General features: G+C 38.5%; 14 protein-coding genes. 13 read left to right on the top strand and 1 reads right to left on the bottom strand.

Annotation, left to right across the window (positions count from 1 at the left end; all coding sequences use genetic code 11):
* The first annotated feature begins 8 nt into the window (after window positions 1–8).
* The 13 genes from Q0323_RS08480 to cas1 all read left to right on the top strand — a co-directional run bounded on the left by Q0323_RS08480 (window position 9) and on the right by cas1 (window position 13055).
* On the top strand, window positions 9–767 hold the full coding sequence (locus Q0323_RS08480) for a hypothetical protein (protein ID WP_298053497.1): 759 nt from the start codon (window positions 9–11) through the stop codon (window positions 765–767).
* Window positions 760–1248 (top strand): tRNA (cytidine(34)-2'-O)-methyltransferase, encoded by a 489-nt coding sequence (locus Q0323_RS08475; protein ID WP_298053769.1) that lies wholly within the window; start codon window positions 760–762, stop codon window positions 1246–1248. The genes Q0323_RS08480 and Q0323_RS08475 overlap by 8 nt, the downstream gene beginning before the upstream one ends.
* Window positions 1236–2597 (top strand): endonuclease/exonuclease/phosphatase family protein, encoded by a 1362-nt coding sequence (locus Q0323_RS08470; protein ID WP_298053495.1) that lies wholly within the window; start codon window positions 1236–1238, stop codon window positions 2595–2597. Before Q0323_RS08475 ends, Q0323_RS08470 begins: the two co-directional genes overlap by 13 nt.
* Window positions 2594–2728 (top strand): hypothetical protein, encoded by a 135-nt coding sequence (locus tag Q0323_RS08465; protein WP_291937682.1) that lies wholly within the window; start codon window positions 2594–2596, stop codon window positions 2726–2728. The genes Q0323_RS08470 and Q0323_RS08465 overlap by 4 nt, the downstream gene beginning before the upstream one ends.
* Complete coding sequence (gene glyS, locus Q0323_RS08460; protein ID WP_298053493.1) at window positions 2712–4742, top strand: glycine--tRNA ligase subunit beta; 2031 nt, start codon at window positions 2712–2714, stop codon at window positions 4740–4742. Before Q0323_RS08465 ends, glyS begins: the two co-directional genes overlap by 17 nt.
* Window positions 4743–4814: 72 nt before the next feature.
* Complete coding sequence (locus Q0323_RS08455) at window positions 4815–5510, top strand: CRISPR-associated endoribonuclease Cas6 (RefSeq protein ID WP_298053491.1); 696 nt, start codon at window positions 4815–4817, stop codon at window positions 5508–5510.
* A 154-nt stretch (window positions 5511–5664) separates the two neighbouring features.
* A complete protein-coding gene (locus tag Q0323_RS08450) occupies window positions 5665–7458 on the top strand; it encodes a TM1802 family CRISPR-associated protein (protein ID WP_298053488.1) in 1794 nt (597 codons plus the stop codon).
* Entirely contained in the window at window positions 7458–8375 is a 918-nt protein-coding gene (gene cas7b / locus Q0323_RS08445; protein WP_298053486.1) for a type I-B CRISPR-associated protein Cas7/Csh2, read from the top strand. The genes Q0323_RS08450 and cas7b overlap by 1 nt, the downstream gene beginning before the upstream one ends.
* A complete protein-coding gene (gene cas5, locus Q0323_RS08440) occupies window positions 8376–9089 on the top strand; it encodes a CRISPR-associated protein Cas5 (RefSeq protein WP_298053485.1) in 714 nt (237 codons plus the stop codon).
* A complete protein-coding gene (gene cas3 / locus Q0323_RS08435) occupies window positions 9079–11256 on the top strand; it encodes a CRISPR-associated helicase Cas3' (protein ID WP_298053483.1) in 2178 nt (725 codons plus the stop codon). Before cas5 ends, cas3 begins: the two co-directional genes overlap by 11 nt.
* Complete coding sequence (locus tag Q0323_RS08430; RefSeq protein WP_298053482.1) at window positions 11256–11753, top strand: Dna2/Cas4 domain-containing protein; 498 nt, start codon at window positions 11256–11258, stop codon at window positions 11751–11753. Before cas3 ends, Q0323_RS08430 begins: the two co-directional genes overlap by 1 nt.
* Before the next feature lie 8 nt (window positions 11754–11761).
* Window positions 11762–12040: a CRISPR-associated endonuclease Cas2 gene (gene cas2 / locus Q0323_RS08425; protein ID WP_298053481.1), complete on the top strand. Its 279-nt coding sequence runs from the start codon at window positions 11762–11764 to the stop codon at window positions 12038–12040.
* Window positions 12041–12056: 16 nt separating this feature from the next.
* Window positions 12057–13055, top strand: a complete 999-nt coding sequence (cas1, locus tag Q0323_RS08420) for a CRISPR-associated endonuclease Cas1 (protein ID WP_298053479.1) — start codon at window positions 12057–12059, stop codon at window positions 13053–13055.
* 1088 nt (window positions 13056–14143) lie between these two features.
* Here cas1 and Q0323_RS08415 read toward each other — a convergent pair.
* On the bottom strand, window positions 14144–14455 hold the full coding sequence (locus tag Q0323_RS08415) for a hypothetical protein (RefSeq protein WP_298053478.1): 312 nt from the start codon (window positions 14453–14455) through the stop codon (window positions 14144–14146).
* Window positions 14456–14789 lie beyond the last annotated feature (334 nt).

Below are 14789 nucleotides of genomic sequence, written 5' to 3'. Positions count from 1 at the left end.
CTAGTTTTATGAAAAAATTCTATCGTCGCGACGAAATTTACGCGTTTTGCAAGAATGCTGTGTATTTGCAAAAGCGCGCTTTTTGCTTTGATCGCAGGCAAAATTTCGTGATTTTTACTGCACGAAATTTTATCTTTTTTGGCGAGCGAAATTTAAATTTTTGCGGCGTAAAATTTCATAGCGCAAAGCTTAGCTCGGTAGAATTTTATGACGCAGAATTTTACCTATTAAAATTTCATCCATCGTGCTGCCATACCAAAAAAGCCCACGAGGCTAAGTTTTATGGATCGAGAGAATTTCGCAGATCACATCACTGCGGCGAGAAATTATACGAGCCGTGCAGCAGCGAGACGGAATTTCACGGCTCGCATTGCAGCGAGATGAAATTTTGCGGATTAGGACATCTTGGCGCAAAATCTCACAGCCCGCGTCGTATTAAACGCATTAAAGCAAAATTTATCGAGCCGTATCGCGTGTCCTGTACCATGGGAGCAGCTCTCGCGCCGCACCACATAAGAACAAAAGAGACGTATCGTTGTGAGGAGAGATCTGACGTACTGCAGCGTCGCAAAATCATGGACCTAAATTTTATTTCACAGAATTTCAAAATACGGAATTTTGCCCATTCAAATTTACAAGGATTTACCGCGCAAAATTCCAAGCTGCGTAATTTAGCTTTGCAAAATTCTAAATCTCAAAACTTTACCTCGCGGAATTTTAAATCGCAAAATTGTGCCCGTGCAAAATCGGCGGTTTTTGATGTTTAATATCGTGTTAGTATATCCGCAGATCCACACAAACACTGGCTCCATCGGGCGTATGTGCGTCAATGCGAGCTGCCGCTTGCATCTGATTAAGCCGCTCGGATTCGTCATCGACGATAAGCATCTGCGCCGAGCTGGGCTTGATTATTGGGCGAACTTGGATCTTAAAATTTGGGAAAATTGGGACGAGTTTATGGCGGCGAACGATAAATTTAAGCAGCGCTTCTTTTTTGCGACGACGAAGACGAACAAGCTCTACTACGAGGCGAAATTTCAGCCGGGCGATTTTTTGATTTTCGGCTCTGAAGGGCATGGACTGCCGCTTGAAATAATGCGCACAAACCGCGAAAACTGCATCACGATCCCGATGAGCGGGGCGGGGCGCAGTTTAAATTTAGCCACCAGCGTGGGTATCGTAACCTACGAAGCGATCCGTCAAAATATCGATAAATTCGACTTTAGGAGCGCGGTTTGCGAGTTTTAGCACTACTTTTTGCGATGTTTTTCTGCGGCGCGAGTGCGGTGGAGCTGAAAATCGCATCGTTTAACGTGCAAAATTTATTCGACGGCGTAAACGACGGCACGGAGTACGCGGATTTTAAGATCGGGCGCGGAGGCTGGAGCGAGCAAAAATACGAGCGCAAGCTGCAAGAGATAGCGAATGAGATAAGCGCGCTCAACGCCGATATTTTGGGGCTACAAGAGATCGAAAACGAAGCCGTGCTAAAAGCACTTGCGCAGAAAGCGGGCTATAAATTCTACGCTTTTTCGCGCGCGCAGACTGCACCTGCGGGCGTAGCGGTGATGTCGCGCATACCGATAAAATTTCAAAAAACCTACCGCCCGATAGAGCTTAAAACTAGAGATATTTTGCGCGCTGATTTTGCGCTTGGTGGCACTGATTTTAGCTTTTATGTCGTGCATATGCTCTCTGCGCGCAATCCGCTAAGCGAGCGCAAGCGCAATTTCGCTTTTTTACGCGAGGTTTTGCAAGGGCACCAACGCGCTATCATAGCGGGAGATTTTAATACGAATTTCGGGCGAAATTCTTTGCTAAATGAGCTTATCGAGCGCGATGGATTTAGCGATCTATGGGCACTGCATCCCTGCTCGCAGTTAAAGCATTTTGGCTCTTGTGAGTCTCACGAAAGCGGTGCGGTGCTCGATCATATCTTGCTTAGCGACGATTTTTTTAGTAGCGAGCCGGGATATAAAAAGGACAGCTTCGCGTTTGCCAAATCCTCTCTCACTTCCGATCATTTCCCGATTAGCTTCATTCTGACGGACGAAGGCGCTTTAAAATCTATGCCGAAAAAGCAAGAATTTTTAGCTAAAAATACCGCTAGTGCCGCAAAGACCGTCACGATAGAGGAGCTTTACGGGCGCATTATAAGCGAGCCTGTGCTGATAAAAGGCGTAGTCGTGAGCTTTACAAACCGCCACGGCTTTGCGATTTCTCAAGATGGAAGCGGAGTTTTTGTCTATGGCGGCAGCGGGCTGCAGCTAGGCGACAAACTCGATTTGCTAGTAAAAAAGACGAAATTTTATAAGCAAAGCTTTGAGATCGACGATTATGAGATCGTAGCTAGAAGCGGCAACGTAGGCTCTATCGCGCCATACGTTTTGCCTAGCGCATCGGTACGGCAGCTGCGCGCAGGAGATGTGATAAGCACGATCAAAGGCGACGTTAAGGACGGCATAATTGATCTAAAAAGCACGGGAGAGTTTAGAATTTTTCGCAAAAGCGCTCCTGTACAAAACGGCAAAAATTTAGAATTTAAAAATGCCTATTTTACGATTTATAAAGGGCAAAAGGAATTTATAGTAGAATGATACACGCCGTTATAACCGCACTTTTCGTGCTTTTTATGATATTTATGATCGTAGGATTTAACCGCGAAATGATGGAGAAAAACGAAAAACGAAATCAACGAAAAAAGGATAAAGATGGAACTACTCATTGAGATTGGGGTCGAGGAGCTGCCTGCGATCCCGTTTTTAAAAGAGCTTGCGAATATCGCGCCAAAATGGCGCGCGGTGCTTGAGGCTAACCGCATAAATAGCGACTTTCGCTTCGAATTTAGCCCGCGTAGATTTGTGCTATTTCACGAGGATTTTCCACAACGCGGCGATGATGCGCAGATCGTAAGCACGGGAGCACCTAAGTCCGTCGCCCTAAAAGACGGCGCGTGGAGCCCTGCGGCGCTAAGTTTTGCTAAAAAATGCGGCATAAGCGAAAGCGAGCTGGAATTTCGGCAGATAGGCGGCAAAGAGGTGCTATATCACGCTGCGGTGCAAAAGGGGCGCGATAGTCGTGAAATTCTAGGCGAAATGATAGAGGAGTTTTTACGATCACTAAATTTTGGACGCGCAATGCGCTGGGGTAGCGGCGAGTTTGAGTTTATCCGTCCGATAAGAAGCATAGCCTGCGTTTTGGGCGGTCAAAACGTAGATTTTGAAATTTATGGCGTGCGAAGCGCGGCTGCATTTTTTCCGCACAGAAAATTTGGCTATGAAGCGATTAAATTTAAAGACGCTGCGGATTATTTTACACTGCTGGAGCGTAACGGCGTAATTTTAAGCGAGCAAAAAAGAAAAGATAAAATTCTAAGCGAGTTTGCAAAGCTCGAGAAAAAGCATGGCTTTAAGATCGAGGTCGATCCTGCGTTGCTGGATGAAGTAACGGCTATCACTGAGTATCCGACGGCGCTGCTAGGTAGCTTTGAGCGAGATTTTTTAAGCGTGCCAAAGGAGGTCATCATCACTTCGATGAAGGAGAATCAGCGCTATTTTCCCGTTTTCGAGGGTAAAAACTTAAGCAATCACTTCGTTGTCGTTAGTAATGCGATCACCGATGATGACGAGCTAGTGGTGCGCGGCAATGAAAAAGTTTTACGCGCGCGCCTAAGCGATGCTATGTTTTTTTGGAAAAGCGATTTGCAAGCGGAATTTAGCCCTGAAAAACTTAAGCAAATATCCTATATGCAAGCTCTTGGCTCAGTTTATGATAAGCAAGTGCGCGAGCTAGCGGTAGCAAGGGCACTGAGCGCGGATTATGCTACACAGATCGAGGCGGAGATCGGCAAAAAGGATTTTGCGCGGGATGTGGAAAATGCCGTAATGTTTAGCAAAGCAGATCTTGGCAGCACGATGGTGGGCGAATTTAGCGAGCTTCAAGGCATTATGGGCAGCTACTATGCCGCACACGCTGGACTTACAGATCATGTATGCCGCGCGATACGCGAGCAATATCTGCCTAGCGGCGAGGATAGTGAGCTGCCAAGCGGTGTATTTAGTAGCGTAATCGCTGTGGCGATGAAATTTGAAACGCTCCTGGGGCTTTTTAGTATCAATAAAGTTCCAAGCGGCAATAAAGATCCGTATGCACTTCGCCGCGCAGCTACGGGGCTAATTAAAATTTTACTAAATCAAGGATTGAGCTTTGATGCGAATGCGCTGGCGCAGAAGCTGGCGCCAAATTATAAGAAATTTGACATTTCTAAGCTGCTGGATTTTATAAAAGATAGGTTATACGGAATTTTTGACGAGATAAATCCGTCTGTGATCAAGGCGTGCATCGCAAGCGGCGAAAACGACGATCTATTACGACTAAGCAAGGCCATAAAGGCGCTGGGCGAGATCGCAGCAGCAGCGGATTTCGGGGAAAATTTCGCGACTTTTAAGCGCCTAGCCAATATCATCAAGGACGAAAAAATAGGCGCGGTGGACGAAAACCTATTCGAACACGATGCTGAGCGTGCGCTAAATGCGGCATTCAGAGCGATTAAGCTCAACGAAAACGACGTGAGTGGGTATCTGCGCTCACTGTTTGGGCTTAAAGGCGTGATTGATGATTTTTTCGATAACGTAATGATAAACGTCCAGGATGTCAAGATACGCGCAAATCGTATCGCAAATATCGGGCAAATTTATCGCGCGTTTTTGCAGTTTGCCGATATCAAAGAGATAGGATTTTAATTTTACTTAGAGCTCATTTGCCCAAGGTTTACGCGAACCTTGGGCAAAATTTTACTGCGCAAAGGAGCGCAAATGCTAATCATCAACGCAAAATTACCAACTAAAAATCTAAAAATCACAAAATCTCTCTCGCAGCTGATTCAGGGCTTTATTTATCGCTATTTGCCGGCTTCAGAGCACGTAGGATACAGGCACGAATCAAGCGGTAAAATTTTTAAACGCACGGTGTTTGATTTTATCTTGCGAGGAGAGGACTTGCGCGTGCGATTTGCTTCATGCGAGCCGGAGTTTGAACGTAAAATCGCGCTAGCAGTGCTAAAAGACGGGCTAAGCTTGGGTGAAATTCTATTTACGCAAACTACCGTCGAAGCGAAAAATCATAAAATTTGCGAGAACGAATCTATTGTGCAAGGCTACGTGGCGTGCGCAGTAAGCGGGCTTTTGGGGCATAAGGTTTATTTGCAGCCGCAAGATAGTAGGCATTTAGAGATGATGAAGACGAATATTTTACAGCGATTTGAAACGATTATGGGGCAAAAATATGATGGCGAAATGGAATTAAATTTATTGTGGCAAAAGCTGGGTGAGTCTGTGAAATTCTATTATGGCAACAACCGCGAGCCGGTATATGCGTGGCAAGCAAGATGGAGAATTGTAGCTAATGCAGAACTAATAAATTTGATCCTTGGCACGGGCGCTGGAAGTGGGTGTATGAACTACGGAGTAGGGGTTTTGGAGGTTGTAAAGCAAGACTATATTAAAGTATAGATTTCAAATTCTAAAAGAATATTTGCTTGCTTTATGGCAATTCTATAATAAAATTTTTAAAAAATCAAACTTTCTTTATATTAAATTATAGTAACTATTGACATATTGATTTTAATTTAGATATAATTGCGCTAAATTTTAGAAAGGATAAATTTTGGGCGATATAGTTAAAATTTTTTCTAGTATCGGCGAAATTTACGACAAACAAAAAACTAAAATTAACAACAAGAGCTACGAATACGATGCTATTAAAATTTATCTTTGTGATATTAAAAGTAAAGAAATATCGGTAAATAACAATATTTCAAGAGACGATTTAATAGTTTGTAGATTTGGCATAGGCGCGAATTCTGGTAATTTGTTCCCCAATGTCCAATTCATTAGCAAAGCCGTAAAAGACGATACTCCTAAATTTATAAAAGGAATTTTAAAAGCCGTAAAAAATATGCTCTCTTGCTTCAATCCTGACGATATCAAAAATGATAAAATATTAACGGATTTATCTAGCTTAAACGAGAGCTTTTTTGATGATATTTTAAGTGAAATTACAACTCTACAAGAAGAGCCTAAGAAAAAGGGCATGAAAGTAGCTACTTTTTTTGCATTATCTTGGGAGGATAGACCGATTTCAGCGTATTTCAAAAATATTTTTACGTGTCATTTAGGCGATAGCAATAATGGTAAAACTACCAAAATTTATGGTTATGATATGCTTACAAATAGTATTGGTATCGGCGGAGATGCGAATTTGGCGTTTTGTTCCGTAAATGAGTTACCGACTGCTTTACAAGACATTAAAGTTAGATTACTACCTCTAAATGGCGCTAATGTAAATTTGGTTAAAAACGGTTTTATGGCAATTGATAAGGAATTATCTTTTAATTTTTACGGGGATAAAATGGCGGTCTTACCAACGTTAATGGTAAATGATACAAATTTATTAGAAAAAATAGTGGAAATTTTAAAAGATCCGAGCGAAAAGAAAAAAGATCTACAAGGCATACAAAATATCGAAGAAAGTATTAATTACGAGTTGGAATCCGTAGCTAAAGCGCAAGCAAATATGCCCGTGCTAAATACAATTCTATTTTATAAAAAAAGTAATGCTGCGGTTAATGTATTATTGCAAATAGATGATGTATTGCCGTCTTATATTTCTAAAATTTCCGATTTAATGGGTAGATATAATATTAGGGCGATTAGGCGAAAAGATAGTAAAGATCAACAAGATGATACTATTTACATGCAAAATTTATTTCTTAAAAACATCGACATTATGAATTTTTTATTATCACAAAATAGGATGAATTTGGACGATATGATGGAAAAATATGCTGCTTTGATTTATAAAGGCAATATTAACTCTAGTTATGCGTCAAAAATAGAGTGGGGATTTTATTTTAATTGCGTTAAGACATATCAAAATAGAAGTATAAAAAGTATCGAAAAATATCAAAATTTCTTTAATGAAATAGGTGCTTTAAATGGAAAAATATCATTTGCAAGGGAGGTTAATTTGCAAAGCTTAAGCGATAAAAAAGAGCTAATAAGCTCTATTTTGAAAAATAGCGAATTTCTAAAAGATAATGAAGTATTGCAGAGCGCATATTTGCTAGGAATGATGTCAGCAGGGTTGATAAATCGCCAATTTGCTATTAGCAAAAATAGTTCATTTGAAAAATGGCTGAATAATGCCGGACTAATTACGAAAGAGCTTTTAGAACGGATTTGGACCAAGTGCGATGAAACTAACAAAAAACTCTCCAATGTATCGCGAGGAAAAAGAAGTGCTAATATAGAAATCATGCGCGATATTTTGATTGGAATTTTACCAAGTGCGTTTTTATCTCAAAAGCGGGTTAAGAGCGCTTATGTAACGCTAGCTTTTGCTATGGGCGGAAGTGATTTTACGAAATATATTAAAGATAACACTCAAGGAGACGAGTAATGAAAAAGAAGGAAATTCTATTTCTTTGGGACGGCGAAAATTTTAATCCAAACGGCGATATGCTAAGAGATAACGCTCCTAGGATAGACGATGAGACGGGTATAGCAGAAGTTACTGATGTACGTATAAAGCGAACAATTAGAGATGAAATTATGAAAAAAGACGAAAGTACGATTTTCATTAAAGAGTATAAAAGAGATGAAAATATCTTAGATTGCAAAAGCGCGATACGTGAAGTGATTAATGTAAAGCAAGAAAAAATCGAGATTGAAAAAGAAATTTTATCTAAATTTATCGATATTCGCGCATTTGGTGGGGTTTTGCCGATATCGGATAAAGATGAGATGAAAAAAGAAGGCATAAAAACAGCAGGAATTCAATTTGTTGGACCCATTCAGTTTAGAATGAGCAGATCGCTTCATAGAGTTGCGGTAGAGCATATAAAAGGCACCGGCGCGTTTGCAAGCGGTAGCGATAAGGCAAATAAAACGTTTAGAGAAGAAGATTTTTTAAATTATGCAATGTTTGCAACTTACGGAATAGTAGATAATCATAGTGCAAAGATTACAAATTTAAGTGAAGATGATGTGAAAGTGATTTTAAGAGCGCTTTGGGGCGGGACTAAAAATTTAATTACTCGCACGAAAATGGGTCAGATGCCTAGATTTATGCTAGTAATTACATATAAAAATGATACTTTCGCTGGAGATTTAAATAACTGTATAAGTATAAATAGTAGCAAAGAAGACGTAGAGATAAGAAGTATAAATGATTTTACGATTGATTTTTCTAGATTAAAAGCTAAACTTACCAGATACGCGCAAGAGATCGAAAAAATAGAGTATATGATCGATTTTGACTTCGAGCAAAATAATAGATCACAATTTGATAGTAGTTGGATAAAAATAGGATTTTAAATGGATATAATAGCTTTTGAGCTATCGGGAGATTACGCGCATTTTTCTCATCCGGCTACTATATACTCGTCTCTTACATATCCCGTGCCGCCAAAGACTGCCGTCATGGGGCTTTTGGGATCGATTATAGGTGAAATGAATTATTTTAAACTTAACGATATAGGTTATAGCGTTATTTTAAGTTCGCAATTTCGCAAAAAAACTATGATTTTTAACGGTATAAAATTTGCTCTATCGTCAAATATGCATATCGAACAAGGCTATCAAGATTCTAGCGAGAAAAAGCAGTTTTATAAAGAGCTAATAAAAGATCCTAGATATGTCATATTCGTTGATTTAAGTGCTTTAAAAGCTTCTTATAAAGAAAATATAATCGACAGCTTAAAAGCTCATAGATGTGTCTTTACGCCATATTTAGGTATAAATTTTTGTATAGCGGATTTTAAATATATCGAGATAAAAAATTGTGAATTGGTGCATGAAAAGGAAAGTTTTATAGATACGTTCGTTTTGATGGACGATTTTATATTTGATGCACAAAGCTTTGATATCAGACTTACTACGGCTAGAATGGCTTGCGGATGCGAAGAGGGTCGAATTTTTAAGGATTTTAAAGATTTCGTTATCAAGCTAAGCGGCAATAGTCAAATCAAAGCAAAGAATAGAGGAAATATTTATCAAATAAATGACTACAAGGTCTACTTTGCAAAGTGAGCCGCTATCGCATCCTAATAAGCCGCTAAGAAAGCATATAATAAATATACTTGCCGAATCGGATAGTAGGCTTTTACAATGCATTAAAATTTATCACGATATAGCTAAGCTAAAAACTAATTTTCAAATTTATATCAAAAATCCTACCGAAAAAATTGCAGATAAAAATCATGCTTTATTATCCTCTTACATATTTTTACTAAATTCAGAATTTAATGAGCTAGATACGGCTTTTGGATTTTTATCCATCGTATCACACCATGGAAATGTAGAAAATTTTTGTGAGCTTACAACGCAAAATAAAAATTTCGGCAAATATTTTGAGAGCTCGAAAGAGCTAGACTTTTGGGACGAAGTCTTAGATAAGGCTTTAGGTTTAGAAATTTACAAAGATATTAAAAGCGATAAAAATGAGCTTTTAATTAAAGCTAAACATTTAAGAGAATACTCCAAATTTACGAAAAAGAAGTTTGATTACGATGACTTTTTAAATTTCAAAGACATATTTTCGTCACTTATTTATAGCGACAAATATGAAGCTATTTTTAATCAAAGAATTCCTGCTTCTAAACCGGCGAATCCTAATACGATCGAAAAATATATCAAAGTCCTGGAAAATCGTAAGCCAAATGAAAAAAGAAGCGAGTTTAGAAAATTCGTTTTAAATAATTTCGATGTAAATCATAATCTTTTTACTTTAACTGCGCCTACGGGCTACGGCAAGACTTTGACTGCGCTAAATTTTGCCGCCAAATTTAATAAAGAACGTATTATTTATGTGCTGCCGTTTACGGCTATCATAGATCAAGTTTATGATGAGATAAAAGAGATTTTCAAAGACGATAAAAATATATTAATTCATAAAATTCATCACAAAACTACGATAGATGAAAGCACTCCGCAAGATCGCTATTCTAAAGTTAAATTTTTGATGGATTCCTTTAGCGGAGATATCAACGTAACTACGCTATATCAATTTATATTTGCACTCTTTGGAAACAAAAATAAAGATAGCGTAAAATTTAACCGATTAAAAAATAGTGTAATAATAATCGATGAAGCGCAGGCGGTACCGTATAAGTTTAGGGCGGATTTTATGAAACTTTGCGAGATGATAGCGGAGAAATTTGGCTGCATTTTTATCTTTATGTCCGCTACGATGCCTATTGTTGATGCGACTAAATTTAAAGAAATTTCAAATTTGGATTATTTCAAAGATCAAAATAGATACGTTTTAAAGTGGTTTGATGGTAATGAGAGTGCTTTAAAAGATAAGATTAAACAATCGGCAAAAAGCAAAAATACACTAGTCGTCGTAAATACCATTAAAAAAGCGCAAGAGCTATTTTTGGAATTTTACGATGAATTTAAAGTTTTTTGCCTAAACGGATATATGTGCGACGATCACAAACGAAAAAATATCGAAAATATAAAAGATGCAGTTACTAAAAATAAAAGTGGGCACGGTGATCCGATCTTGCTAATTTCTACGCAGTCTATCGAAGCTGGCGTGGATTTGGATTTTGATGTCGGATTTAGAGAGATAGCACCCATTAGCTCGATTATCCAAACTGCCGGTCGTATAAATAGAAATTTCACAGCTCTGGGAGAATTATACGTATTTAACGATATTTGCGACTATTCCGATCTCATTTACGGTGATTTAAAACGTATTAGCGATACTATTTTGGTAAAAATTCTAAAGCAAAGAGATATCATCGAAAGCGAAATTTTAGATATTTCCACTAGGTATTTCAGCGCCATAAAGCAAAGCCTAGAGAGCTTACTTTTGGCGGAACAGATGCGAGAGCTCGGATTTTACGATATAAACGAAAAGATTAGCGAGGCGATGGATGATAGGCTTAAAATTTTAGTAATAATTGAGCCAAAAGAAGATTATATTAAAGAATTTCAAAATGAAATTTTTGAAATCAATAGGCTTGATATGGACAAATTTAATAAGAAAGATATATTTACGAATACTATTAAGAAAATTAATAGATTTGGTGTAAATATCACAGAATTTGATGCAAAGCGTTTAAATATAAAGCGTATTGATGGGCTAAAAGATGTCTATTATTTACCATTTGGCGATACTTCATACAATAATAATTTCGGGATTAAAAAGGATGCCGCCTTAAATCTCAAGAATGAGTTTTTCGACTAATGTTTTGCAAGGACCAAATTACCGGCACGCTTGTGAATTATTACATCACCTGCAAGCGCGAGGCGTGGCTTTACGCACACAATATTCACGCCAATCAGGAGGATGAAAACGTGCTGATGGGCAAGGCACTAGCGGATATCAAAGAGAACGATTTGCAGGACTTTGCATTTTCAAATTTGAAATTCGACAAGCTTTCCAAGCAGCGCGGACATTATCTCATCACCGAATATAAAAAGAGCCTAAAAAATCCAGAAGCAGGCAAGATGCAGCTACTTTTTTATATCTATCTTTTAAAAACAGGCTTAAATTTAAAAGAGGTGAAAGGCAAATTAATTAGCGGCAAAACCGTCATAGCCATTGAGGACAGCGCCGAAAATTTCACTAAAATCGAAACAATTCTAAACAGCATCGCCGCCCTTGTAAACGAGCCAAAGCCGCCTAAATTTAGCCCGCAAAAGATTTGCGAGAGTTGCGCTTATCGTGATTATTGCATTTAGGAGATAGAATGTACGCTATTTTATTTTACGATATTTCAAGCAGCGACGAAAAGGAGAAAAATAACGCTGCGCGCATCCGAAAGGCGGTCGAGAAGTTTCTGCCTCGCGTGCAATTTAGCGTTTTCGAAGGCGAAATCAGAGCGAGCGATCTTAAAAAATTAATAGCAATTTTGCAAAAAGAATGCGCCAGCAAGCTTGATTCGGTAGTAATTTATACTTTTAATTCGCTTAAATATTCACAGCGTCTCGTCATCGGGTGCGATAAAAACGAGGCAATATTCAGCTAAAATTTAAGGATAAAGTATGCAAAAATCGGATCGCACGCATTTTATTTTAAGCCCAGGTCGATTGCGCCGCAAAGATAATAATCTATACTTCGATAAATTTAATGACGAGGGCGGAATTTTAACTAGTAAAATTTTGCCGATTAACGCAATTGATGAAATTTATATTTTGGCTCGGGTAGAGCTTGACACTTATACTATGGCGTTTTTGGCTGATAATAACATTTTGCTGCATATTTTTAGCGCCTATCAGAGCTTTCGCGGCAGTTTTTTCCCGAACACTTCAAATTCTGTAAATAAAAGCGGCTTTGTGCTTTTGGCGCAGCTGCGGGCTTTTGACGATCTTTCTAAGCGCCTTTTTATCGCTCGAGAGATTACTCGCGCTCGCATCTTAAATGCAGCCATTAATTGCAAGGCTTACGGCGTCTCGCTCGATACTGCGCCGCATCTGGATGCCCTAGCGCGCACCTGCGACATAGCAGCGGTAATGGCGGTGGAAGGCGGCTTTGCCAAGCAGTATTTCGCGGCTTGGAACGAAATCATCGAGGATCAGTGCAGTTTTAAATTTACGACGCGTTCCAAACGCCCGCCGGCAGATAAAATTAATGCCCTCATTAGCTATGTAAATACGCGCATTTATAACGTCTGCCTCAGCGAAATTTACAAAACCGAGCTTGATCCGCGCATCAGCTTTTTGCACGAGCCAAACTACCGCGCGTTAAGCCTGCGTCTTGATCTTGCAGAGATTTTTAAGCCGATCTTAGGAGATAGATTAATTTTTGGAATGTTAAACAAGCGCGAGATTACGGCAAAAGATTTTGAAACGGATGCGGGGCGTATTCGATTCGGTAAAGAAGCGGTGCAAAAAATCGAGCTAAAAATAATTGAGAAACTATCATCTTGCGCGAACGTAGCGGGACAGAGCTTAACCTGGCGTCAAATTATCCGTCGCGAGGCAAATCAGATTAAAAAATACGTCTGTGAAGGCGTGCCTTACGAGGGGTTGGTATGGCGGTAGGTTGGGGGTTTAAGCTCATTCGTGCTTTTGAAATTTTGACTAGAATCACTTGCGCCTATAGATTGTGCCCTCTTAAGATGCATGTGCTTTTAAAATAAATTTGATCTGAAGCACGGAACGGCGAACGAATTGGCTTTAAAAACGCATATGCTTTTAAAATTTCAGCTTTTTATTATTCACACTTCGATTTTTGAATATCTTTATATTTAGATTTTAACATTTGCACTCACGATACATATAGATAGCGATAAAGTTGCTTTTAAGATTTTGAAATGCCGAAATCTTGGGCATTGAGCAATCGGCGCTTTTTTAAATTTAGTCCATTTTAAGGCATAAAAATATATACTCCTAACACTTTTTACCTAGAAAAATGGCAAAATTCGTGCTGTAGAATTCCATCCCGTTGGAAATTGAAATGCTGTATTTGAGATTTCATATTTTTCTCTCCTATAGGAGCATTTAATAGAATTTACCGAGCCGAATTCTACCTGATAAAATTTTTACCAAATTAAATTCCGGCTTAGATTTTAAAATTTATCGAGTAGGGTTCCGTATCCCAGAGCTTAGAATTTTAAATTTAAGAAGCAGCGACTTCAAGCTGCATGGTTTGAAACACGAGGATTTTAGATTATAAAATTTAAGAAAGTAGGCGGGATTAAAATTTTAAAATTTGAAGTCAATGATCAAAATTCCAAACTGTGCAACTTGAAATTTCAAATCTGAAGCAGAGACAAATTTCAAGATCATTTCAAAATTTGCCCTTTTAAATTTCCATTTCTCGAGCCCTATTCATAAAATTTTACGTATTAATTTATGTAAAATTTAGCCGAAAAAGATGATCCCATAAACTTATCTGCATTAAATTTTATCTCTTCTTTTTAGAATAAAAACCGTTGCAGACGCTATTATTAGCGATGATAAAGCGCTTATCATCATTATATTAAAATTAAAATTTGAGCGATCAAACAGATGACCCAACCAAGTAAAACCCGCTTTTGCTAGGATTATTACGGTCAGCGAATAAGTATAAAATAAACTTATAAAAAATGCGGATGCGCCGGATATTTTATCCAGTAGAATAAAAGTCTTTATCTTTGAAAATATGAAGCAGCAGATGATAGGAGGCAAATTACCGTCGCGCAAAATAGGTACAACACCATAGCGCCAAAAATATCGCTTTCGCTATCGCTCGCTTCTTCGTGCCACGTTAGTTCAAAAGCTTTTAAAACGATAGAAAACGGATGCGCGATATCGTAACCGCTATACTCCGCCAAAAAAACCGCGTCTATGCTGGCAAATATAACGCCCAAACAATCTATTGTAAAAAAGAGCAAGGCGATCCAGAATAAAATCCTCACCCCTTTTAGCTCAAAACATTTTTTAATGAACTCTTTTATCACCCTAGCCCCTAATTTATAGCTTTTAAGATCAATTCGGCTTTTATATCGCGTTTCATTTCGGCACTTTTAAAAACACTTTGTCGTGATCTCTTATCAAATTTTAGCCTTTCGCTGCGCTAAATTTTAAAATTTACCGAGCTGAATTCTGATCGGATAAAAAACTATTTATCCTTTTCTTGCATCTATCAACGTGACTTTATAATTCTCACCTTGCTTATTGCTATAGCGCCATTTTTTATCCTTTATATTTAATCGTGCAGAAAAGTTACGACTTCATGTTCTTTTGGTAAATTTTCTCTACCGTCAATACCGCGATTGCCATATTTTTTTAAAG

It is taken from the genome of uncultured Campylobacter sp., from assembly GCF_938030145.1.
GTDB lineage: Bacteria > Campylobacterota > Campylobacteria > Campylobacterales > Campylobacteraceae > Campylobacter_B.
This window is presented reverse-complemented; position numbering and strand designations above follow the sequence as displayed.

Excerpts from the sequence above, each read along its gene's own strand:
- Q0323_RS08480 (WP_298053497.1), top strand. The coding sequence starts at position 9 with ATGAAAAAATTCTATCGTCGCGACGAAATTTACGCGTTTTGCAAGAAT.
- Q0323_RS08475 (WP_298053769.1), top strand. The coding sequence starts at position 760 with ATGTTTAATATCGTGTTAGTATATCCGCAGATCCACACAAACACTGGC.
- Q0323_RS08465 (WP_291937682.1), top strand. The coding sequence starts at position 2,594 with ATGATACACGCCGTTATAACCGCACTTTTCGTGCTTTTTATGATATTT.
- glyS (WP_298053493.1), top strand. The coding sequence starts at position 2,712 with ATGGAACTACTCATTGAGATTGGGGTCGAGGAGCTGCCTGCGATCCCG.
- Q0323_RS08455 (WP_298053491.1), top strand. The coding sequence starts at position 4,815 with ATGCTAATCATCAACGCAAAATTACCAACTAAAAATCTAAAAATCACA.
- cas7b (WP_298053486.1), top strand. The coding sequence starts at position 7,458 with ATGAAAAAGAAGGAAATTCTATTTCTTTGGGACGGCGAAAATTTTAAT.
- cas5 (WP_298053485.1), top strand. The coding sequence starts at position 8,376 with ATGGATATAATAGCTTTTGAGCTATCGGGAGATTACGCGCATTTTTCT.
- Q0323_RS08430 (WP_298053482.1), top strand. The coding sequence starts at position 11,256 with ATGTTTTGCAAGGACCAAATTACCGGCACGCTTGTGAATTATTACATC.
- cas2 (WP_298053481.1), top strand. The coding sequence starts at position 11,762 with ATGTACGCTATTTTATTTTACGATATTTCAAGCAGCGACGAAAAGGAG.
- cas1 (WP_298053479.1), top strand. The coding sequence starts at position 12,057 with ATGCAAAAATCGGATCGCACGCATTTTATTTTAAGCCCAGGTCGATTG.